This window comes from Bradyrhizobium sp. IC3195, assembly GCF_020193585.1.
GTDB classification, from domain to species: Bacteria; Pseudomonadota; Alphaproteobacteria; order Rhizobiales; family Xanthobacteraceae; genus Bradyrhizobium; species Bradyrhizobium yuanmingense.
On the sequence record NZ_JADYVG010000031.1, the window covers coordinates 56,688 to 77,345 of the forward strand.

20 protein-coding genes, 1 tRNA gene and 2 pseudogenes are annotated in these 20,658 nt (G+C 61.1%); 8 read left to right on the top strand and 15 right to left on the bottom strand.

Annotation, left to right across the window (positions count from 1 at the left end; translation table 11 throughout):
• Positions 1 to 7: 7 nt before the first annotated feature.
• The gene (locus I6F09_RS34615) at positions 8 to 1,318 is read right to left on the bottom strand and encodes an aspartate aminotransferase family protein (RefSeq protein WP_225152017.1); all 1,311 of its coding nucleotides are present in this window, start codon (positions 1,316 to 1,318) and stop codon (positions 8 to 10) included.
• A 101-nt stretch (positions 1,319 to 1,419) separates the two neighbouring features.
• On the opposite strand from I6F09_RS34615, the gene I6F09_RS34620 reads away from it, so the two are divergent.
• Positions 1,420 to 2,283, top strand: coding sequence for a LysR family transcriptional regulator (locus I6F09_RS34620; RefSeq protein WP_225134047.1), 864 nt, complete (start codon positions 1,420 to 1,422; stop codon positions 2,281 to 2,283).
• Between the two features lie 30 nt (positions 2,284 to 2,313).
• Here I6F09_RS34620 and I6F09_RS34625 read toward each other — a convergent pair whose 3' ends face one another.
• Positions 2,314 to 3,357 carry a zinc-binding dehydrogenase gene (locus I6F09_RS34625; protein ID WP_036026523.1) on the bottom strand — a complete coding sequence of 348 codons (1,044 nt, stop codon included), beginning with the start codon at positions 3,355 to 3,357 and terminating at the stop codon, positions 2,314 to 2,316.
• Positions 3,358 to 3,372: 15 nt separating this feature from the next.
• Positions 3,373 to 4,038, bottom strand: coding sequence for a class I SAM-dependent methyltransferase (locus tag I6F09_RS34630; RefSeq protein WP_036014038.1), 666 nt, complete (start codon positions 4,036 to 4,038; stop codon positions 3,373 to 3,375).
• Between the two features lie 275 nt (positions 4,039 to 4,313).
• Here I6F09_RS34630 and I6F09_RS34635 point away from each other — a divergent pair, with 275 nt between their 5' ends.
• Complete coding sequence (locus I6F09_RS34635; RefSeq protein ID WP_036014049.1) at positions 4,314 to 4,640, top strand: hypothetical protein; 327 nt, start codon at positions 4,314 to 4,316, stop codon at positions 4,638 to 4,640.
• 184 nt (positions 4,641 to 4,824) lie between these two features.
• Entirely contained in the window at positions 4,825 to 5,616 is a 792-nt protein-coding gene (locus tag I6F09_RS34640; RefSeq protein WP_225147270.1) for a phytanoyl-CoA dioxygenase family protein, read from the top strand.
• 90 nt (positions 5,617 to 5,706) lie between these two features.
• Here I6F09_RS34640 and I6F09_RS34645 read toward each other — a convergent pair whose 3' ends face one another.
• The 5 genes from I6F09_RS34645 to I6F09_RS34665 all read right to left on the bottom strand — a co-directional run bounded on the left by I6F09_RS34645 (position 5,707) and on the right by I6F09_RS34665 (position 10,037).
• A complete protein-coding gene (locus tag I6F09_RS34645; protein ID WP_225147269.1) occupies positions 5,707 to 6,348 on the bottom strand; it encodes a hypothetical protein in 642 nt (213 codons plus the stop codon).
• 101 nt (positions 6,349 to 6,449) lie between these two features.
• Complete coding sequence (locus I6F09_RS34650; protein WP_225190024.1) at positions 6,450 to 7,352, bottom strand: hypothetical protein; 903 nt, start codon at positions 7,350 to 7,352, stop codon at positions 6,450 to 6,452.
• Between the two features lie 59 nt (positions 7,353 to 7,411).
• Positions 7,412 to 9,277 carry a tetratricopeptide repeat protein gene (locus tag I6F09_RS34655; RefSeq protein ID WP_225140599.1) on the bottom strand — a complete coding sequence of 622 codons (1,866 nt, stop codon included), beginning with the start codon at positions 9,275 to 9,277 and terminating at the stop codon, positions 7,412 to 7,414.
• 237 nt (positions 9,278 to 9,514) lie between these two features.
• Complete coding sequence (gene queD, locus I6F09_RS34660) at positions 9,515 to 9,871, bottom strand: 6-carboxytetrahydropterin synthase QueD (RefSeq protein ID WP_109145451.1); 357 nt, start codon at positions 9,869 to 9,871, stop codon at positions 9,515 to 9,517.
• Positions 9,872 to 9,955: 84 nt separating this feature from the next.
• Positions 9,956 to 10,037: transfer RNA gene (locus I6F09_RS34665), tRNA-OTHER, on the bottom strand.
• A gap of 144 nt (positions 10,038 to 10,181) precedes the next feature.
• Here I6F09_RS34665 and I6F09_RS34670 point away from each other — a divergent pair.
• Both I6F09_RS34670 and I6F09_RS34675 read left to right on the top strand, forming a co-directional pair.
• Positions 10,182 to 11,483: an integrase family protein gene (locus I6F09_RS34670; RefSeq protein ID WP_225140629.1), complete on the top strand. Its 1,302-nt coding sequence runs from the start codon at positions 10,182 to 10,184 to the stop codon at positions 11,481 to 11,483.
• Positions 11,484 to 11,940: 457 nt separating this feature from the next.
• Positions 11,941 to 12,420, top strand: a complete 480-nt coding sequence (locus I6F09_RS34675) for a hypothetical protein (RefSeq protein ID WP_225140631.1) — start codon at positions 11,941 to 11,943, stop codon at positions 12,418 to 12,420.
• Positions 12,421 to 13,031: 611 nt separating this feature from the next.
• Here the strand turns inward: I6F09_RS34675 and I6F09_RS34685 are convergent.
• The 4 genes from I6F09_RS34685 to I6F09_RS34700 all read right to left on the bottom strand — a co-directional run bounded on the left by I6F09_RS34685 (position 13,032) and on the right by I6F09_RS34700 (position 16,496).
• Complete coding sequence (locus I6F09_RS34685) at positions 13,032 to 13,424, bottom strand: hypothetical protein (RefSeq protein ID WP_225140633.1); 393 nt, start codon at positions 13,422 to 13,424, stop codon at positions 13,032 to 13,034.
• Between the two features lie 274 nt (positions 13,425 to 13,698).
• Positions 13,699 to 14,256 carry a class I SAM-dependent methyltransferase gene (locus I6F09_RS34690; protein WP_081493689.1) on the bottom strand — a complete coding sequence of 186 codons (558 nt, stop codon included), beginning with the start codon at positions 14,254 to 14,256 and terminating at the stop codon, positions 13,699 to 13,701.
• A gap of 12 nt (positions 14,257 to 14,268) precedes the next feature.
• The gene (locus I6F09_RS34695) at positions 14,269 to 14,979 is read right to left on the bottom strand and encodes a hypothetical protein (RefSeq protein ID WP_225140635.1); all 711 of its coding nucleotides are present in this window, start codon (positions 14,977 to 14,979) and stop codon (positions 14,269 to 14,271) included.
• A 35-nt stretch (positions 14,980 to 15,014) separates the two neighbouring features.
• The gene (locus I6F09_RS34700) at positions 15,015 to 16,496 is read right to left on the bottom strand and encodes a radical SAM protein (RefSeq protein ID WP_225126669.1); all 1,482 of its coding nucleotides are present in this window, start codon (positions 16,494 to 16,496) and stop codon (positions 15,015 to 15,017) included.
• Between the two features lie 192 nt (positions 16,497 to 16,688).
• Here I6F09_RS34700 and I6F09_RS37470 point away from each other — a divergent pair, with 192 nt between their 5' ends.
• Entirely contained in the window at positions 16,689 to 17,216 is a 528-nt protein-coding gene (locus I6F09_RS37470) for a hypothetical protein (RefSeq protein WP_249781984.1), read from the top strand.
• On the opposite strand, the gene I6F09_RS34710 is transcribed toward I6F09_RS37470, so the two are convergent.
• Together I6F09_RS34710 and I6F09_RS34715 are read right to left on the bottom strand one after the other, a co-directional pair.
• Positions 17,185 to 18,288 (bottom strand): radical SAM protein, encoded by a 1,104-nt coding sequence (locus tag I6F09_RS34710; protein ID WP_202948374.1) that lies wholly within the window; start codon positions 18,286 to 18,288, stop codon positions 17,185 to 17,187. The two genes, I6F09_RS37470 and I6F09_RS34710, sit on opposite strands and share 32 nt — an antisense overlap.
• A 354-nt stretch (positions 18,289 to 18,642) precedes the next feature.
• Positions 18,643 to 19,137: a transposase DNA-binding-containing protein gene (locus I6F09_RS34715; protein WP_225140636.1), complete on the bottom strand. Its 495-nt coding sequence runs from the start codon at positions 19,135 to 19,137 to the stop codon at positions 18,643 to 18,645.
• A 545-nt stretch (positions 19,138 to 19,682) separates the two neighbouring features.
• Between I6F09_RS34715 and I6F09_RS34720 the strand changes: the two are divergent.
• Positions 19,683 to 20,361 (top strand): annotated as a pseudogene (locus tag I6F09_RS34720) (IS110 family transposase); the annotation flags it as partial.
• A gap of 4 nt (positions 20,362 to 20,365) precedes the next feature.
• On the opposite strand, the pseudogene I6F09_RS34725 reads toward I6F09_RS34720, so the two are convergent.
• Positions 20,366 to 20,582, bottom strand: a pseudogene (locus I6F09_RS34725) (ATP-binding protein); the annotation flags it as partial.
• On the opposite strand from I6F09_RS34725, the gene I6F09_RS37800 reads away from it, so the two are divergent.
• Positions 20,526 to 20,648, top strand: coding sequence for a hypothetical protein (locus I6F09_RS37800; RefSeq protein ID WP_346275997.1), 123 nt, complete (start codon positions 20,526 to 20,528; stop codon positions 20,646 to 20,648). The pseudogene I6F09_RS34725 and the gene I6F09_RS37800 overlap by 57 nt on opposite strands.
• Positions 20,649 to 20,658: the final 10 nt, after the last annotated feature.

Here is a 20,658-nt window from a genome sequence, read left to right on the forward strand (position 1 = left end):
TCCCCGATCAGTGCGTCGTCGCAGCAGCCTGGATCGCCTCCGACATGATCTCGAGACCGCGATCGATTTCGGCCTCGGACACCGTGAGCGGCGGCGCGATGCGGAATACGCCGCCCATGCTGGGCAACTTGACGATGTTCATGCTGAGACCGCGACGCATGGTCTCCTCCATGATCCGCGCGCCGAGTTCAAACCCCGGCGTCTTGGACTGCCGGTCGACGACGATTTCAAGACCAAGCAGAAGCCCGCGGCCCCTGACGTCACCGACGCATTCGAACTTTTGCTGCAGCGACAGCAATCCATCCCGGAGCCTGTTGCCCCTGGCGGTTGCCTGCGCCACCAACCCGTCGCGCGCGACAACGTCGAGCACCGTGACGCCGATCGCGGCGGGCAAGGGATCGGAGACATGCGTGGTGTAGAACAGGAAGCCGCGCTCGAACGCGGTCTGCTCGATGGCCTTTGTCGTCATGACCGCGGCGAGCGGCAGACCGGCGCCGAGCGTCTTCGACAGCGTGAGAATATCAGGCACCACGCCGTCACGCTCGAAGGCAAACATGTGCCCGGTGCGGCCGATTCCGGTCTGAGCTTCGTCGAGGATCAGCAGCATGCCGCGCTGCTCGCATTTTTGCTTCAAGGCCGCGAGATAGCCGAGCGGCAGTTCCAGAATGCCGCCGCTGGAGAGGATCGGCTCGGCGATGAAGGCCGCCAGACTACCGGTCGACTGGCTGTCGATCAGTGCGAACGCATCGTCGAGCTCGGTCTGCCAGTCGTTGCTGCCGTCGACGTTCCTGAAGCGCGGCCGATAGGCGTTCGGCGCGGGAATGACGAACGATCCGACCGCGGCCGGCCCATAACCGCGCCGGCCCGCGCTGTAGGTCGCCGACGCCGCCGCGCCGGTCATGCCGTGCCAGCTTTGCGCGAAGGCGACGATTTCGTGCCGGCCGGTGACGAGCTTGGCCATCCGGATCGCCGCTTCATTGGCTTCCGCGCCTGTCGTCAGCAGCTGCACGCGGTCGAGACCGGGCGCAAGCGCAGCGAGACGCTCGGCCAACGTCACCACCGGACGCGAGAGCATGCCGCTGAAGAGATGAGCGACCGCATCCATTTGCCGTGCGACCGTAGCAACGATGTCGGGATGCGTGTGCCCCAGCACGGCGCTCATCTGACCCGAGGTGAAGTCGAGGATGGCGCGTCCGTCGGCGTCGTAGACGAAACTGCCGGCCGCACGCTCGATGATGACGGGTTCGAAACTCGGCCCATAGCGGGTCAGATGCGTGTTGGCGGACGCCCAGAAATCGGGATCGGCATTCAAGGTCATGACAGCCACCTCTCGCTTGGGGGACGTCCGACCTCTAGTCAAGAATTTGACTTCAGGCTAATTGATATAATTCAATCTGGATATCAATCTTCTTGATGTCGATGCTGGATCTCAACCTTCTGAGGAATTTCGTCGTCGTGGCCCGCACCGGCTCGATCAGCCTGGCGGCCTTGCAGATTGGCCGGACACAGTCCGCGCTCAGCATGCAGATGCAACGGCTGGAACAGACGATCACGCAGCCGCTGTTTCACCGCAGCGGATCCGGCATGAGGCTGACCGCGGCCGGCGAGAAACTGCTCGCCCACGCCGAGACGCTGCTGGCGCAGCACGACGAGATTCTCGCCGACATGAGCGGCGAGAGTCTCGAGGGGACGCTGAGCCTCGGCTGCCCGGAGGACTATTCGATCGCTTTCCTGCCGGCGCTGCTGAAGGGGTTCTGCGCGCTGCATCCCAATGTCGAGCTGCGCATGGTCTGCGCACCGACCTCCGAGCTGCGCCCGATGCTGGCGCGGCGCCAGATCGACATGGCGCTGGTCTCGCTGTCCGATGCCGGAGCGCGCGAGGTGATCCGAGAGGAGCGCTTCGTCTGGGTCGCGAACGAGGCCGAACCGAAAATACTGACGCAGGATGTGCTGCCGCTGGCGCTGGCGGCGCCGATGAGCCTGGACTACCGCGCCGCCTGCGCCGCGATGGACGCGGTCAATCGGCGCTACAGGGTCGCCTACGCGAGCAACAGCCTCGCCGGCCTGATCGCGATCGCGCGGTCCGGTCATGCGATCAGCGTCCTGACACGAACCGCCGTCCCGTTCGATCTACACGTCGTCTCGGCCGGACTGCCCCTGCTTCCGACCATCGGCATCGCGCTCGAATTCTCGGAGGCGAGGCCCTCGCTGCTGGCGACGACGCTGGCCGAGCACGTCCGCACCGTATTGCCCGGACTGAAGACCAAGGCGGAGATCGATTAGTGACCTGCGCGTGTGCGGCGAGCGCAGCGCTCAGCTGATGTTCAGGAGAATCCGTCCCGATGTGCCGCTGCGCATCAGATCCAGGGCGTCGTTGATGTCGTCGAGCGCGAACTCGTGGGTGACGATGCCGCGGTAGCTCACCTTGCCGGCGTCGCTGAGTCGCACCAGGCGCGGGATATCGCGCGCGGGCTGGCATTGCCCGCCTTCCGAGCCCTTCAGCACCTTCTCGAAGTGCAACGGCAGGGTATAGATCTCGGCCTTCTCGCGGGGCACGCCGACCAGGATGCAGCGGCCTTTCTTAGCCGTGATCTCGTAGGCGAGCTCGATCAGGTTCTTGACGCCGGTGGTCTCGACGACCTTGTCGGGGCCGTCGGCCCCCGTGACGGACCGGACCTCGGCGGCCACATCCTTCACGGTCTCGGAATTGACGATGTGGGTGGCGCCGAAATCCTTCGCCATGGCCAGCTTGTTGTCGAGGCGATCGATCGCAATGACCGGCCATGCGCCGACCATCGCGGCGAATTGCACGATGTTCAATCCGACGCCGCCGACACCGAATACGACGACGGCTTCGCCGATGGCGATCTGCGCATCGTTGTTGACGACGCCGAGCGCGGTCGTCACCGCGCAGCCGAGCAGCGGCGCACTGGTGCGGTCGATCGTATCAGGAACGGGCGTGACGCGATTTTCCGACACCACGGCATATTCGTTGAAGGTGGTGACCCAGCCCGCATTGAGGCGCTTGCCGCGCCAGGAATAGACCGGCGTGTTGGACTGGATGCCCTTCCCCGGCCGCCAATGCATGACGACGGTATCGCCCTGCTTGCAGGAGACGACGCCGGGTCCGGTTTCGACGATGGTCGCCAGCGCCTCGTGCCCCAACAGGTGCGGCAGGAACTTGTCGACGCCCTTGACGGCGTCGATCTCGTTGATCTGTGCGCCGCAAATGCTCGACGTGTGCACATGGGCGAGCACCTGACCATGCTCGAGCCTGTCGGGCAGATTGAACTCGTCGACGATCAGCGGCTTGCCGGATTCGACGAGTATCGCGGCCTTCGCGGTCTTGATGTCCATGGATCGCGCGCCCGGTCACTCGAAATAGATGAATTCGTAGTCGCCGGTGTAGCCGAGCTTGCCGTAGAGCCAGATCCATTCCGAGGTGTGCAGGATGGATTCTGCCGTTAGCGCCCAGCATTCGAGGTTGTGCAGCTCGGTGACGTTCCGGTAGCCCTCGACCATGACGTATTTGTTCTTGCCGACCCGCTCGATCTCCTTGAGCGCGGCCTCGAGCTCGTAGAGCCTGAGATTGTGCAGGGTGCCGAGCGAGATGACGAGGTCGAAGCTGTCGTCGCCATAGGGATAGACGTCCTGGGCGCGATAGTTGAACAGATACGGCTTCACCTGCTCGTGTGCATTGGCAAGACCATGCTTGGAAATGTCGAAGCCGGTGACCTTCAGACCCGGCAGGATCTTCTGCATCTCGTACAGCAGAAAACCCTTGCCGCAGCCGACGTCGAGCACGCTCGACCCGTCCTTCAGGCCATAGGTCTCGATCAGCGCCTTGGCGACGGGGGCCCAGCGCCCCTCGATGAAGCGGTAGCCGCCATAACCGAAACGGCGATCGCCGTCCCAGTAATCTGCCTCGTACTCCCGCGCCTTCAGCGAGCAGCCGATCTTGTCGTCGTTCATGCGGCCCATGTAGTCGCGCTTGGTCGCAGTGTGCAGCGGCGTTACGATATTCAGCAGTCGTCCCATTGAGCCCTCGGATTTCATCACGCGCGGAGATTGTCTTGACCGGCCTGGGGAGCCTCGCACGTGACCTGCGACTGGCCCTAGCATTTGTCGCGAAGACCATCATTGTTTCAGATCAATGATGTGGAAATGCTGCCGCGGCGCCGGTCAAGATCCGGCCGATGAATCGCCAGTGCCGACCAAGCGCCAGGTTCCAGCCGCGGCTGCCGGCGGCCGTGACATGGCGACGCTGGAACGAGATGCGCCGCACGGCGTTCGGCAGCGAGGAGAATCCTGCCATGCCGACCAAGCCGACCATCGCCCGCGTCTGGCGCGGCCGTACCCGCCGCGACCTCGCCGACGCCTACCAGGCCTATCTGCAAGCCGAGGGCATCCCGCCGCTGCGAAAGACCGCGCTCGGTGTGCAGCAACTGCGCGAGGACCGCGACGAGGAGACGTGGTTCACCACCATTTCCTATTGGGCGGACATCGCAGCCATGACGGCTTTCACCAAGGGCGAGCCGACCAAGGTCCATCATCTCGCGCGCGACGCGGAGTTTCTGATCGAGCTGCCGGAGCGCATCGAGATCCACCGCATCCTGATCGACGAGCAGGGCCTGCGGTGAAGGCCTCGCTCATCCGCTTGTCCGTGTCTTGATTCCCCGCTCCGCCGCGCTATACGTTCCCGCCATGATGTTCATCTCCACATTCTTCCCGCTGATCTGAACGGCCGAACGTCGTTCCGGCGCTCCTGCGCCACTCAGATCAAACGGCTACGCGCGCTGCGGTAGCCGAACGGAGAGATGTGCAATGCCCAAGACCGAACAGGTTGGCCTGACGCCCCGTCAGGTCCAGACCTTCATCGACGACGGTTTCGTCAAACTCGAGAATGCCTTCAGCACCGACCTTGCCAAGCAATGCAGGGACGAGCTGTGGGCGGATATCGGCCTGTCGCCGGACGAGCCCGAACATTGGACCCAGCCCGTTGTCCGGGTCGGCGCCAAAGCGACGCCCCCCTTCATTGAAGCCGCGAACACGCCGCGTCTGCACAAGGCCTATGATCAGCTCGCCGGCGAAGGGCGCTGGCTTGCGCCCAGGGGCCTCGGAACCTTTCCGATCCGCTTCCCGTCATCGCAATCGCCAGGCGACGATGGCTGGCATGTGGACATGAGCTTTGGCACAGCCCATGCCGACTTCATGGAATGGCGTGCCAATGTGAAGAGCAGCGGCCGTGCGCTGCTGATGCTCTTCCTGTTCTCGGACGTCGGAAACGATGATGCGCCCACGCGAATCCGGAAAGGCTCGCATGCGGCCATCGCGCGGGAGCTACTGCCCCATGGCGAGGCGGGCGCAACGCTCCGGCAACTTGCTGCCGGCGACTGGGCGTCGACAAGGGATCGCGAGGTTGAACTTGCGACCGGCAAGCCAGGCACCGCCTATCTGTGCCACCCGTTCCTGGTTCATGCCGCGCAACCCCACCGCGGGAAAGAGCCGCGCTTCATGGCACAGCCTCCGCTGCTGCCGAAGCGCGAATTCGATCCGGCGCTGCCACCTTCGCCGGTTCAGATCGCGATCCGGCGGGCTTGCGGGCTGACGGTCTAGGCGGATGACATCCGGGACCTCCGAGGGTCCCGGCGGTTGCTGTCGTCTTGCATCGTTTTGCGAAACCGCATCACGCCGGCAGCGGCACGCTCAAAGGCACGGATTCTTCACCGGTGGTCGCTTGACGGACAAGAGCGTGTTCAAAGTTGAAACTCGCAAGTCGTGCGAAGCGGACCGCAATGCAATGCTCATGGGACGAATAGGGTTGGCTTCGCACAGCTTGCGGCGATCGTCGTCGGATTGCCCGCGCACCACGTCCCCGACGTGCTGCTTACGTTGCCGAATGGCATCCTGAAGCTCCGATTTGGTCACGGGAACGATGCTGTTCTCAACGATGAACTCGTTCATGCGAGCTATCGCATCGTCCAGATCGGCTTCAAAGGCTTGATCTTCGCTCGGCTGGCAAGCTTCGGTGTAGGCTCGAACCCCGACATAAATCTCCCAACTGCATTGCACGGCTCCGCGTCCGCTATTGTCGAACCCGGTACTCATGATCCGGTCGCCATCGCGCTCCAAAAAGAAGGACACCCCCGAGGAGAGATCTATACGTCGCGTCGCCTTGCCCTTGTCATTGACGCCATCGACCACCTTTGCGTCGGACCGCTTCGTCAAGGCATCCCACAACGGAGACCACTGTGCCTCCTGGGCATCGGCGGTGAGGGCTGATAGCAGCAGCGCGGCAGCGACACAGATCAAGTCACTGGCTGCGGACCATGTGCGACGCTTAGACATCAAGGGCTTTCCAGCAGACCGTGCGGTGTGGGACGATAGCTGCGCCCGCGGCAAACGCAATCCAGAATTGCGCGACGCAAGTGTGACCCCGACCACCGTCGTCACAGTTTCCCATACACCCGCGCGGCAACCGCCTTCAGGCGCTCGACCGAGCCGGACTGCGGATGCGGCTTGACCGGGGCGAACAGGATCGAAGCCTGGCGGCCGTTCTTCCAGACATGGATGTGGACGGCGTTGCCGTTGCCCTTGGTGCAGGAATGCTCGCCGAAGGCTTCGCGGCCGAGCTCGGGGATCGCCACGTGCGTGCATGGCCCTGCACGCTTCATCATGCCGATGGCGGTATCGCGCGAGGTCGTGATCACCGCGACGGTCATGGTGTTGGCCTCACGATCGAACATCATGCAGCTGCCTGCCCCGGTCCGCTGCACCGTCAGCGTGCCGTTGTCGAGAAAGCCGTCGGCATCCGCGGCCGTGAGCCACTCGCAATTGCCGAACCGCTCGCTGCTCCTGCTCACATTGCCGACGGCAACGCGCGCGGCCTCAGCGATCGGCGCGAGCAGCGCATCATCGGCACGCCGGCCGACCGGATAGACGCTGATCTGCAGGATGTAATCGCCGGACAGGGCGACGACCGAGGCCTCCTGGCGTTCCGCGCCCGCCGCGCTCGTTCCACCCTGGCCCTCGTCGCCGATTCCGGACACTGCGCTCAGCGGCATGCGTTCGCCAAGCATCTTGACGAAGGTCGCGTACAATTCCCTGGCGCGGTCCTTGTCGGGATTGCGGAACACGGAGAGCATCATCGTGTCGCCGCGCCCGGCCTGGTAGATGCAGCCGCGGCCGTCCTGGTTCGAAATCAGCGACCATTTCAGCGCCGGCATCGCCCGGGCGAGCTCCCGGGCGCTGATGAACGGGCAGGTTTCGGCCGCGCGCACGGGAAGCACCGGGGCGGCTGCGATGGCAAGGAATAAAACGAAGCGGGAGAATAGATGATCGATCGTGCGCATCGGACGAACTTACTATCGAAACGGTGCGCCCGACGAGATGAAACTGAACAAAAATCCTATTACGCAGCCCCCGGTGCCTTCGCCACCGTCAGGTCCTTCAGGAACTGCTCCATGAGCGGCTTGTTGCCAAACCGGCGATAAGAGCGCTCTGCCTCCAACGAAAATGTCGGTTGGGCCCCTACCAAGCTTGCCATCGTCAGCTGCGCCGCTTCTATATCACCGCGCCGCCCTTGCAGCGCAGCCTGGATGAGCAGGCAGTTGGCATCGCGCGGCGCCCTTACAAGGCATTCGGAGATCACGGTAGCCGACTCATCGCGACGATCAGCGGCGTAAAGAGCCTGGCCGTGCACGTAGGCGTAATATTCCGGTGCCATGGGATGGAGGCGACGTGCCCGTTCGGCATTGGCAACGGCGTCCGCGTAGTCCCCGAAACGGACTTGTGCTTTTGCCAATGCCATCATGCTATCCGGGTCATTGGGATTCAGTTCGACGGCGCGCTTGGCGGCCTGCAAGCCGCCCGCATAATCGCCCTGCACCGCCAGCCCGAAGCTGATCACCTGATAGCCGAGCGAGAGATTGGGATCGAGGCGCACAGCCTGGCGCGCTTCGCTAAGACCTAGTTCCAGCTCATGCGCTGTCGCCCGACCACTCGACCTCTTGGCCACATCCGCGATGTAAGTGAGGGCCAAGCCCGCACGGGCGGCGGCATAGGCCGGGTCCATTTCCAGCGCGCGCTGATAGAGGCCGCGTGCCTCCATAAGTGCTTCCGCATCCTGGACGCCATGCCGGTATCGATGACGGGCCCGCAGGAGAAGATCGTAAGCCTGAAGGTTGTCGGTCGGACGTTGCGCGGCAGCGATGGCTTCACTTCGGCCGATATACGGCGCGAGCTGGGCGACGATTTCCGTGGTCAGCTCGCTTTGTACGGTGAAGACGTCGGCAACCTGCCTGTCGAAGCTGCGCGACCAAAGGTGCGCGCCCGATTTCACGTCGATCAGCTGCGCCGAGACGCGAAGCCGGTCCCCCTCGCGGCGCGCGCTGCCTTCCACCACGTAGGAAACGCCCAGCTTTGCCCCGAGCTTGCGCATATCGCTGTCTTGCCCGCGCACGGCATAGGTGGAGTCGCGCGCGATGATCTGAAGCTCGGAATTCCTTGCGAGCGCCGTGGTCACATCCTCGGTCAGCCCGTCTGCAAAGTACGACTGGTCCCCGCCCATGGTCGCAAAGGGCATGACCGCAACTGACGGGCGCGGGTCGGCGCGGGTCTGGTCGAAAGATAGCGCGGCCGGGAGCCGGCTGACCATCGCCGCCAGGGAAAGCGGTTGGATTTGGGTGCCGATGAGGACAAGGGCTACGGCGGCGACGCCATACGACCAGCGCGCAGCGGTACCGCGTAGAACGCGCGGGACTTTTCGCCAGCGAGACCACGAGGATTGCGCGCGTCGGACCCGGTAGACGTTAAGACGGTCGGGAATGTTTTTGGCGCGCCTACGGCCCACACGCGCGAACACATCGCCGCGATTGCGGTCTGCGGCCATGACGACAGCGCCGCTAACAAAGATGCTACCGGGATCGGCCATCGTCTCGAGCCGTGTGGCGACATTAACGCCGTCGCCGTACATATCGCCATTATCCTCGATGACATCACCGAGGTTGATGCCTATGCGCAGCTCAAACGGGGCGTTGTCGAACCCTTGCTGGATGGCAGAGCCCGCATCAACGGCTTCGTTGACGCTGGGAAACATCGCCAGAAACCCGTCCCCGGTCTTCTTGAAGATGCGTCCACCATGCTGCGCGACTGTGGGCTCGATCAGATTGTCGAAGACCGTGCGCAGCTCTTTATAGGTGGAGGCCTCGTTTTCGGCCATCATCAGGCTGTAGCTGACGATGTCGGCGGCCATGATCGCGGCGAGCTTGCGTTCCATCAACGGTTTCCCTGTACAGGGGCCAAGCACAACTGGCATTGCGGACATTCTACGCCAGCTTGAAATTAAACCTTCCAACCCGCATGCGGTTATCAACACAGCTCATATATGCGTGAGCAATGAGACCCGTCCGGCGGCGCGCAAGCAGCACCACTCCGCTCGTACGGCTGATCCTGAGTTTCCCTGCGGGTTCCCATATGGCGACGGTGAGGCCGGCGCTGGGTCAGCGGGCCGTCGTCACCGCCCCTGATATTCGGCCCAGCAATCCGCCGTTTCATAAACGCGGACCGCCCACAGCTGCGGCAGGCTGGGCTTCAAGCGGTCCCAGATCCAGACCGCGATATTCTCGGCGGTCGGGTTCGCGAGGCCGTCGACCTCGTTCAGACACTGGTGGTCCAGCGCCGCCATGATGCCGGCGAAGCTTTTCTCGATATCGAAGAAATCAGCGACGAAGCCGGTGTGCGGGTCGACCGGCCCATCCAGCTGGACCTCGACCCGATAGGAATGACCATGCAGCCGGCTGCACCGGTGAGTCTCGGGCACGTTTGGCAGCCGATGCGCCGCCTCGAACTTGAACGCCTGCGATATCCTCATCCAGCTCCCCACACGGCATGGCCATCCGGTCTCGGGCCGGTCTGGCGACCAGATGCTGTCCTGTCCTGACCTTTCGGCAAAGAATGGCGCGCCCGGAACGATTCGAACGTCCGACCCTCAGATTCGTAGTCTGAATTCGGGACTTTTCACCCGTTTTCACAGACACGTTGCCATACTCTCGCCTCCTCTACAAGCTATTGATTAATACGAATATTTAGCGCTGTAGCGTACCGCAGCGTGGTCCCCCCGGATAATTCTCAACAGAGACTTCCCCAGACTAAACCCAGACTAAAAAAAGGTGGAGGCATTTATGGCTGATCAGCGCCAGGTTCTCACCGACAAGAGCATCGCTCTTCTTTGCGCGGGGGAGACGCAATACAAGGTACGCGATAGCGAACTGCCGGGCTTTTTCGTGCTTATCGGCAAGCGCCGGAAAACGTTTATGGCCCAAGGCGAGTTCTGGCGTGATGGCGTACGCGAATTCACAGCGCAGGTAAAACTCGGCGACTTTGGTGACATGACCACGCGTCAAGCGCGTGGCAAAGCCAAGGAGGCGCTTGGATCGATCGCGAAAGGCGAACGCCCTGGTGAGGCTCCGAAGATCAAGCCAGGCTCAATAACGCTTCGGCAAGCTTGGGAGCGCTATCGGGATGCGCACATGAAACGTAAGGGTCGAAGCTCAGGAACCATTGAAAGCTATCGAGATCACATGGAGCGGCTGTTCAAGGATTGGCTCGACAATCCGCTCGCTCGGCTTGGGCGACAACCGCACCTCGTTGTTGAACGTCACGATAAAATAACGAAGGAGAACGGTTCCTATATTGCGAACGGGTCAATGCGCAGTCTGCGGGCTGTGTACAACCACGCGCGGAAGAGCAATACCGATCTGCCGGCCGTGAACCCGGTTTCCGCGATCGACTGGAATAAGGAGCATCGACGCAATACCGGGATGGGCTCCAAAGATATCAGCGGTTGGCTCAAGGAGCTTTACGCAATGGATAACCCGGTTAGGCGCGAATTTCACCTTCTGACGCTCTTGAGTGGATCACGTCCAACCGCCCTGAAGAAAATCCGGTTGGAACACATCGATTTGCGACAGAGGATGATCCGCATCCCGAAGCCCAAAGGTGGAGAGGAGAAGGCATTTGACATTCCACTATCCCGGCCGATGATCAGATGCATCATCCGCGCGATCCGATGGGGCCGGATCGTGTATTCCGAGCAAGCGAGGTCGTGGTTATTTCCAGCTGACAGTAAGCAAGGACATCTCGTGGAGCATAAGGAAGAGCGAAATGCGCTGTCCAAATGGGGTAACGATCTGCGGCAGAGCTATCGCACGCTCGCGCAAGCAGCGGGTGTTTCGGAACTCGACATCCATCTTTTGATGAACCACTCACTTCCGGGCGTAAATGCTGGGTACATTACCCGCGATCGGTTGCTAAGGGATCACCTGAGGAGCCAACAGCAAAGAATTTCGGAGTTGGCTATTCATAGCGCAGCGGTAGAGCGAGATCCTTCGTTCGTCCAGTGGCTCGGGAGCGCGAAGATCGATGAGGCCAGATGTCCTCCTCACGCAGCAGGGCAACCAAACGGCATCTCAATGGCTGCATAGAATGAAGTTCCGACTATTCGCTCGTATCGCAAGATTCCTTGGTTGCGGGGAGGCGCAACACCCGATTGTTGCGATTGATTGAACAGGAGATTCCTAAGCTTGCTGCATAACTGATTCGGACCGGGCCGCTGATTAAGAGACAGCCCCGGGGTGAGAACAATCAATGACTTACTGGTCGCACCACTGGGCTTATCCGACTGAAAGTGGGCATTCGTCGCACGATCTTAGTGATTGCACTGCTTGATATCCGAACACGCGCTACTCGGACTTTACGGGGTCAACTGCGACCAGGTTTTACGCGGCATGGCGTGCCGACCTGGCCCGGGCTGAGGCTTTCAGATTCTAACTGGCCGGGAAGATTTACACTGGCGACGCGCCTCATTACGATCCGAGTCAAACCGGTGGCCAGCTTCGAGGCATTGATAGCCGCCGTCGACGCCGCCGTCCAGCGAGGGCTGTGCGCCTGCCGGGGGCTGTCGCCACCGCCGAAGGACAGCTTGTAGGCGTCAGCGCGTCGCTGCGCGGTTTGACGTCGTCTATGGAACTAGGCTTTGAGCAGCCGTTCGGCATGGTGATTGCGGCGGCGTTCGTTGGAGAGTTTTACCACAGGGACCACATGTTTTCTGAACGTGCGAAGCATCTTCCCGGAACCGAGCCTGCCGTAGCATTTTCGTCGAGTTCTTTCCGAACGAAATCGCGGCGATCCTATCGGGCCGCGCTTGCGAGCCCAACCACGCAATCTGGCTACTTCGAATTCTTCCGCGCCGAAGACGTTGTCGCGAAGTCTCTTGAAATCCTCGGGCGCTTCGGCAACGCCGGCGACATTCCCGTCCTTCGTACCTGGTCGATACACCCTACTCTTGGTCGTCTCGCCGTACAGGCAATCAGAATGATCGAAGAAGCACCGCCTACTCAGAAAACGAGCCAGGTCGGATAATTCATCCCGAGGCAGCACCATCATGGTGAGGATTGCCCGAAGCTCCATTTTATAGAGCTTCCGTTTCAGGACCTCCGTAAGGCGGGCGTTCTCACGCTGCCCCTGATCACCTCGGGCTAACTACTCGCCACTCCTTCCTTCATTCCTTGTAGTAATCCTTCATGACCTCGTTGGACCAAGCTGGTTGCGCTATCGCTCCTCGCGGGCCAAATTCTTCCATGTAGGGTTTCACATCGATGACCGGGCTGCTATCGATTGCGTCCAGCCCGCGCACATGGAGTGTGTGGCCCAAACCCCGAGCAACGCGCAACGTGAGACACCCAGCCGGTTCGGCCGCGACTTGCCGCGCTGGGCATAGATTCCCACCAAGGGCCAATCCGCTCGCTCCCTCGGGTGCCGCGCGCCCTTCTCTACCGAATCCGGTGGCACCTTGTGCATCAGGAAAACTACTCCAACGTGAGAAAACTCCGAGAGCCCCAGTAGCGCGTTTGCACCGAATTGGCGTTGATCTAAGTCGATGTATGATTCCACCGCCCCCCAATGATCATCTTCAGGTGTCTTACGCGACGACCTGACGGTCGCCACGGGTCGGATGCATATATCCTGCTCGGTCACGGTGCCCCCTCAACTTCCTGCCAAATCCCGCCTCGCACCAGGGTCTCTCCCGGTTGAACGCGCTGCACGGTCGCGTAGACGGCAGCCCGCATCGCACGACAAGCCACTCGCAAGCGTATCCGCGTGAAGAGCAACATCCGCGAGATCTCCTCGTTGTTGTATGTTCGCTTGCAGTAGATCGTGACGATCGGCCCGTTGTCCATGGCGCCGTAATGCCAGCCGTCGCGATGGAAATTGTGGGGCGCCACCTCGTGCCAAATCGCCCAGCAATGCCCCGGCGGCAGGTGAAGAATGCCGAGGATCCCCGAGCAGAGGTTCTCGAGCAGCGCCGATGGCGGCGAATCGAGAGGTGAATAGATATGAAGGACAGGCACCTGAACCTCACCCACCAACCGTGACACACGCGCTTCGCAACAAAGGCCCCCGTCCCCACTCAGTGATTAACGGCCGGCTTGCGCGCAACCGCAAGCAACGTCCTCACCGGAATCAGGAATTCGGCTTGATCTACCGCGAAATCAATCCCGAAGGCGTTCAACGTCGCCGCGGGGGCCGACGCAAGCTGCGCACGGATAGCCTGTTCCGCCTCAGGGCCAGAGGCTGCAATTTCGCACCAGCGCTGTATGCTGACACCTTTCGGACTCTCTCGAAGATGCGTCTCGAAGGTCAGGATCTCCAGATCGGCGCCCGCCAGGGTATCTCGCCAGGCCAGCGGCGTGTGGCTTCGGACGTGCGTTGGATCGTGCAAAACTTCCAGCCGATGGTTGAATTCGTCAAGGTCGGAATCGTCGTAGCCATGCAGGTCGATAACTGCGACATGCCCCCCGGCCGAACCAGCCTCGCCATCTCCCGCACCGACGCTTGCAGGTTCGGAAAATGATGCGGTGCAAGCCGGGAAACCGCGACGTCGAATTCGCCGGATCGCAGCGAGACAGAATCGCTCATGGCCAGCACAGTTTCGACCTGGATTGCCTTCTCGTTCGCAAGTCTCTGGAAGGCCCCCAGCATGGTCGGGGCACCATCGACTCCCACGATGCGTTTCGCGCGACCTGCAAACGACAGAGCAAGATGGCCAGCGCCGCAGGCTATGTCGACAACCGACGCGCCGGCCGGCAGGTCGAGCAATTCATGCAATCGCCTGATGGAATGACTGCTCGAATGGACCTCGCTTGTCGCAAAGTTTGTCGACAGTTTGTCGAAGCGCTGGGTTGCCAAAGACGTCATCGTCGATCTCTCCTATTGCGCGGCCGGGGCAGACGGCGGAAAAGCGGATTGCTTCGTTAGGTCGACGATGACATCCAACGTGTCATCGTCAGGCGCGTGGGCACCAGGCCGCGCGAGCATGTGTCCGACCCCTTCGATGATGCGGGTGGTAACGACGGTTCTCGGCCGAACGATCAATTGCTGCGCCGACCGAGGTCCATACGTGTCCGGACCGACGACTTCGCTCAGTTCACCGTCACTGTTACAATATCCGACCAGATCCCGCGCGCCGTAGAGGAAGTCGATTCGCTCGACCGGCGGCATAACAACGCTGGGTTCTTCGATCACACATCCAAGCAGAACAGCCGCGCAGATATTGAGCGAGGTCGGGCGTCTTAGAACGTCAACAATCGAAAGTGCGCCGAGCGACACGCCGAGTAGAATGAGCGGAGATGATCGTGCCGCAATCGCCTCGTGTTCCAAGATCTCGGACAACCGCCGCGTCCGGTTCGCCCGGCGCGCCGGTATCGACACACCTCCGCGCGGTCGATCGGACTCGACATCAAATCGAGCCGTAATCATTCCGGAGGAAACGAGCCTGCCGGCCAGCCGCTCGTACAATTCGGATTCGAAGCCGCCCTGATCCATCGGCCCGACATTTCCGGATGGTACAATCAAGACGCGGCCGATCTCGGATCCCGATATCGGTACGAACTCATGAATGCGAATTGCTTCCGGGTTCATCGTTCTCTGCGTTTGCAACATGAGTAGGCAGCCTCTTAGCGCCGGCAGACGGCGGCGACGACACCGCCGATACGGCCGTGGATATGCGTCGTAATGATCTCCTCGTGGAGGGTTTCACCATCAAGCGTCGGCTTCAGGTACTCCGACGACCCATTGACCGGCTCGAGCAGTCCCTTTGCCATGAGGTCTTCGATCACGCCGGCATAGGGCTCATCGGACAACAGATTCACGCCATAGATCCGGGCAAACCGCTGCACGGAGATCGGCTGGTTTGACTTGAAGGCGAACCCAAGCGCCGTCGCGACGGCTTCCGCGCCGGTCAGGCGCCTGCCGGACGCGAGCGGTGCGGTGCTCTGAGATTCCACATGGCGCGCATGGGCGGAGATGTCGGCGATGTTGCGGGTCTGGATAGGATCCGGCCGAATACCCGCGAGCCAGCCATAGGAGCCGGGACCGAATCCGATCATCGTGTCGTAATTCTGCCACTTGTTGCGCGACACCTGTGGGATGTTGCCGTCAGGATAAGATCCTGGCGCACTCCACCAGCCGCAGGGGCTGGGTTCATAGTTTGCATCGAGCAGGACATCCACCATCGCTTCGCGCATCGCGTAGGTGGTTTCAAGCGTCGGGAACAGATTCTGGTCGTGCAGACGTTGGCGGATCTTGTCGTTGTTCCAGGCGGCTTGATTTCCGATCCCCATTTTGTGCCTATCCGCATTTCGCAGGCAGTAGATCGTAATGGTGGGCACGCCCATAGATACCAGAAGGCTCACGTCATCCCGTACGGAATCGGCTGTATGATAAGGGAGGCCGAACATCAGATCGGCGTTGAAGGGCCGACCGCCCATGGACAGTTTTTCGATGGACTTCAGCGACATTTGTCGGTCGTGCCCCCGACCAGCGAAGGCGTTGACCTTGCTGTCGAGCGACTGGAGGCCGACGCTGAACCGGTTGAAGCCGATCTCGATTGCATCACTGACTTCGTCGGCGAGGAAGTTGTCCGGATTGCCTTCCAACGTCGCCTCGCATCCCGGTATGACGGAATAGTTGTCTTGCACATGCCGCATGATCCGCGCCAGGTGCCTGGGTCTGAGCAGCGATGCGGTGCCGCCCCCCAGAAACAGCGACTCAACGCGAGCCGCTGACAACCACGGCGCTCCCCGCAGATATCGTTGCGATTCCTCAATCAGCAAGCCGGTCCAATGATCGAGGGCATCATCGAGCTTCGCGCCGGTCGGGGCCTGCCGCTTGACGTAGTTACAGAACCGGCAAACGTAGCTGCACAGGGGCAAATGGAAATAAAGATGGACTGGCTTCTGCGCGCCATCATGTGTCGCGATCTGCTGCCAAGTCTCTGATGCAGTCAGCGTCGCACCGAAGTTGGCCGTGACATTGATGTTGTAGATGTCTTGATCTATGCGCAATTCGGGGTGTAGCGCCAGCAGAGCACCTGGATTTGTGATGCGCGATCGCGGCGGAGCCGACCTCACCAGCGGAGTAGCAGTCGGTGCATGCATGATCTTTCTCCGGATTGTAATCCCGGCCACCGGTGGCGGCCGGGATCGGCTTCTTAGGCCTTGGTTGCGGAGGCGGCCCCGACAAGCGCAAGGGTGATCCCGTCGTTGCTTGGGGTAAGGCGGGCGACGTGCCGATTGCCGCTTTTGAGCGACGGCAGAGGCGGCGCCGACGGTTGCAAGCGATACTCCGTCTTGCGCCAGATCGAGGCCGTTGCCGGGACTCGCGCTGATCTCGATGCCGTCAACTGGCAACAGCTGTCGGCCAATGGCTTTCGTGCTCATGGTTCGATGTCTCCTTTCATTGCAGCCCGCCAAACCATATCGGCGCGGGGCGGGCGACCGGTGCCGATCTCAGGCGACGGTATGCTCCGCTCGATGTGGTCGGGACGGCGCCATCGTGAGCCGGACACCCGCCTTTCGTCTCTCTTCCCAGAAGGCGCCCGCACGCAGCATGAACAGGCGAAGGTATTCGGTCGCGCCGCATCCCTTTTGATTCCGGGAGACATTTTGCGCGAGTGGCGGACACCGAAACTGACACCAGATTCCGGCATTGTGGACAGGACATTCCTGACATCCATTGTGATCGTCGAACGTGATGCGCCTGAATTCGTCAAAACCATTGGCCCATATCTCGGCGAACGGCTGATCGACGACGCTGCCGGCCCTGTAGAGCCCGCCGCTCATGCAGTTACTGCAGGGAAACACATCGCACGCTGTTGACGTAGACGAGCGAACGTCCGCACTTCTCCTGCCCGGTCGCGCGCTCGAGCCTCTGGCAGAATTTGATCGTATCGACACTGCGGACGGCCACCGCCGATGCTACGCCCCCGACTTCCTCCGCCTCCGGCGCGGCCGAGTAGCGGTCCATGCACCGACGATACACCTCGAACACCTCGTCGATCTGATCCGGCTGGAGAAGAATGCCTGGGTGCAGAAGAGCCCGGCCGACCGGGCGTGTTTCAAGCCATTGCGGCCGCGGATAGTCGTTGATCGCGCACCATTCAAAGATCTCCTCCGCGTCAGCTACATTGTTGCGATGGACGGAGATCGCAGTTCGAAAGGCGTGACCGTGCGTTTTCATCCATTCGAAGGCGCTTCGGAGCTTCGGAAAATCCATCTTACCGCGAACTGTTCGCTCAGGGTCCGCGGTGTCGAAGCTGATGAAGAAGGAGGTCCCAGGGGTTATGCGCGCCAGGGCTTCTTCCGTGATCAGAAGACCATTGGTGAAGATTTGCGTGCTGAACGGCTTAGTTCGGGCATAGTTTATGATTTCGATTGCGTCCGGGTGGGCGAAAATCTCGCCACCGGTGAGAAACACCTGCAATACGCCGGATTCCGCAAACTGATCCAGCAGACCGATGATCTTTTCGGTCGTCATTTCGTTGGGTCGCTTCGGACCCGACCACGTATAGCAATGCTTGCAGCGCAGATTGCAAAGGTTGGTGAGCTCGATGAAGGCAATGGCCGGCGCGGTCAAATGGAATTGCTCGAGCCGGACCAGAGGAGACGAGAGGATGTTGTCGTCAATGTCCGGCAACTTGGCGTCGCCCGCGCGGGCGGCTTCGAGTAGAGGGAGCGCCGCTGGATGAAGGAATTCGACCCGTCCATCCGGCAAGAGCGCAACAATGCCGCCCTCATTTTGCTGATAGGGGGTGTTCATCGCGCCACCCGCAATGGCTGGATGGTCCGCGAGATTGCAGGTGCGTATCCGCGCAAATCCGCTGTCAGGCCGATGCTTCTGGAAGCCATGTGTCAGTCCTCCGTCAACCAGAACGTAGGCGGCGACACTCACCGGGGAATCTCAGGCTGATCTCCAGCCAATCACCGGAGCAATTTGCACCAGAGTTCGTGTTGGTTGGACGGCATTTGGATCGCAGCCACTCGCACCGCGGGCGCTATTAAGGGACTCGCATGTCCGGCGGATCGCATCTCCATCCCCAGCCAAACGGTCAACGCAAGTCCTAGTCACAAATGCGTTCCTACTTCTCGAGCCGCGCAGAACAGCTCATAGATGTCGCTCTCGCGATCACCGACGTGAACGCATCGTCCTGGATCGCCCAGCAGCCCCGTGGATTGCTGGACATTGTCCAGCCACCGAATGCTCTCCTTCTTCTCGATGGGAACGCGCGTCGGATTGATCGTTTTCTTAAGCGCGGCGGTCCCCTTGAATTTCTTCCGGGTCCAGAATTTGACCGCCGTCAGTCCAAGCGGCAGCCCTTCGGTCGTCACCGCCAGGCTCGAGTGCATCAGGATGCCGCAAACCGTGTGCGATCTCAGGCCGCCCGCCTTGTCCCGGCCGCTGTTTATGCTTTTGGTGATCCCGATCGCGTCCGAGCTCTCTCTGATAGCTGAATTCGGTCGTATCATGGAGCACTAGAACAGGACCGTCGGTGCCAATCGTGCGCTCCCGCGTCGATTGAAAGTGGCCGGCCAGAATGTCCGCCTCACTGACCCCGTCGTTGGAGAAAACACGATACGCAGCCTTGGTATTGGCCCAGTCCTGGCACACCAGCGGAATGCTTTCTCCCATCGCGCACCCGATCTGCGCTACCAGTTTGCGGAGCCGCTTGTTCAGGCGCTCGTCGGCAAGGCTGCAGCCAGCGAGCTCGCGATCAAACCATGCGTCGGCTTCTTCGTCCATTGGCACCGCCCCCTGCGAATCGGTGCCAGACAAGGAATCCGGTCGATTCCTGCGATGCAATGGTTTGTGCGCTCCCTCAGCCCGTTCGGCTAAATGTGGGTAATTGAAAGCGTCACCGGACGCGTACGCTCATAATGGTCTCGTTGCTGGTTCAAGTCCAGCCGGGCTCACCACTAACTTGGTAAAATGTGCGGACACCGAAAGAGTGACTCGATTCCTCTAAACGCGCCAAAAAACGGACTCGTCGTGTTCCAAGTAAACCCTACATGCGGATTCCGACGAAGTCGCCCAGGCGTACCGATATGAAGTCGCCCGTGGATTCCGAGACGATGTCGCCCACCTTTCCGATTTGATCTCGCCCAGCGGCGAGGCGTGCTGGCCGGCTGGTTCTCTGGCATCGGTCAAGCCGCGCGGTCAATCTGGAATCGCGACTTCAACCTTTTTTCTTCTTCTGCGGTTGCTGTGATGGGGTGGACGCCCCCTCGACGGCATCGATGTGCCAAAGTGAAGGGTGTTGAACAACCATCACCAGAGAGGAAGCGTCCATGAACGAAGTTAGCACGATTGGACTAGATTTAGCGAAGTATGTCTTTCAGGCCCATGGAGCCGATGCCGCCGGCAAGGTCGTTTTTCGCAAACAGCTGCGCCGGAATAAGCTGCTGGCATTCTTCGAGCAGCCGGCTTGCCTCGTGGCGATCGAAGCCTGCTCGGGCGCGCATTACTGGGCTCGTGAGATCGGCAAGCTCGGCCATGAAGTGCGGCTGATCCCACCGGCTTATGAAGCCCTTCGTGAAGCGGCAGAAGAACGACATGGCCGATGCAGCGGCGATCTGTGAAGCGGCGCAGAGACCGACCATGCGTTTCGTTCCCGTCAAGAGTGAAGAGCAGCAAGCGAGCGCGGTGGTGTTTCGGACCCGCGACCTGCTGATCCGGCAGCGGACCCAGGCGATCAATGCTTTGCGTGGTCATCTCGCCGAATACGGGGTGATTATGGCAAAGGGCACGGCCTATGTCGCAGAGCTTGTCGAGCGCGCAATGGATCCAAAAACCGACGTGCCCGAAGCGGCACGGTTCGTACTCGAGATATTGATCAAGACGATGTTGACGCTGGAAATGCAGATCAAGAAACTCGACAGCGAGATCACCCATCGCGCCCGAAAAGAAGAAGATGCCCGCCGTTTGATGACAATCCCAGGCGTGGGACCAATGACGGCGACGGCTTTGCTTGCTTGGCGAACAGCGGGCGGTCGAGACCGCGCGGGGTGCGATAGTCGATGTCCTCGACGCATGCCTGCTGGCGCAGCTTGGCGTAGCGCAGGCGAGTGGCGAGCCATTTTGTCGTGCCGCAGCGAGGCTTCACGTTCGAGCAGCAGAGCAAGCCATTCGGCGTGACCGAGGCTGCCAGCCTCACCGGCGGCTTCAATGTCGGCGAAGGCCTTGGCCATGCCGTGGAGGCCGAGGGCGTTGAGGCGGTCGAGGGTCGGATGGGTGAGCAAGGGACGGTCTCCTAATTGTAGTAGC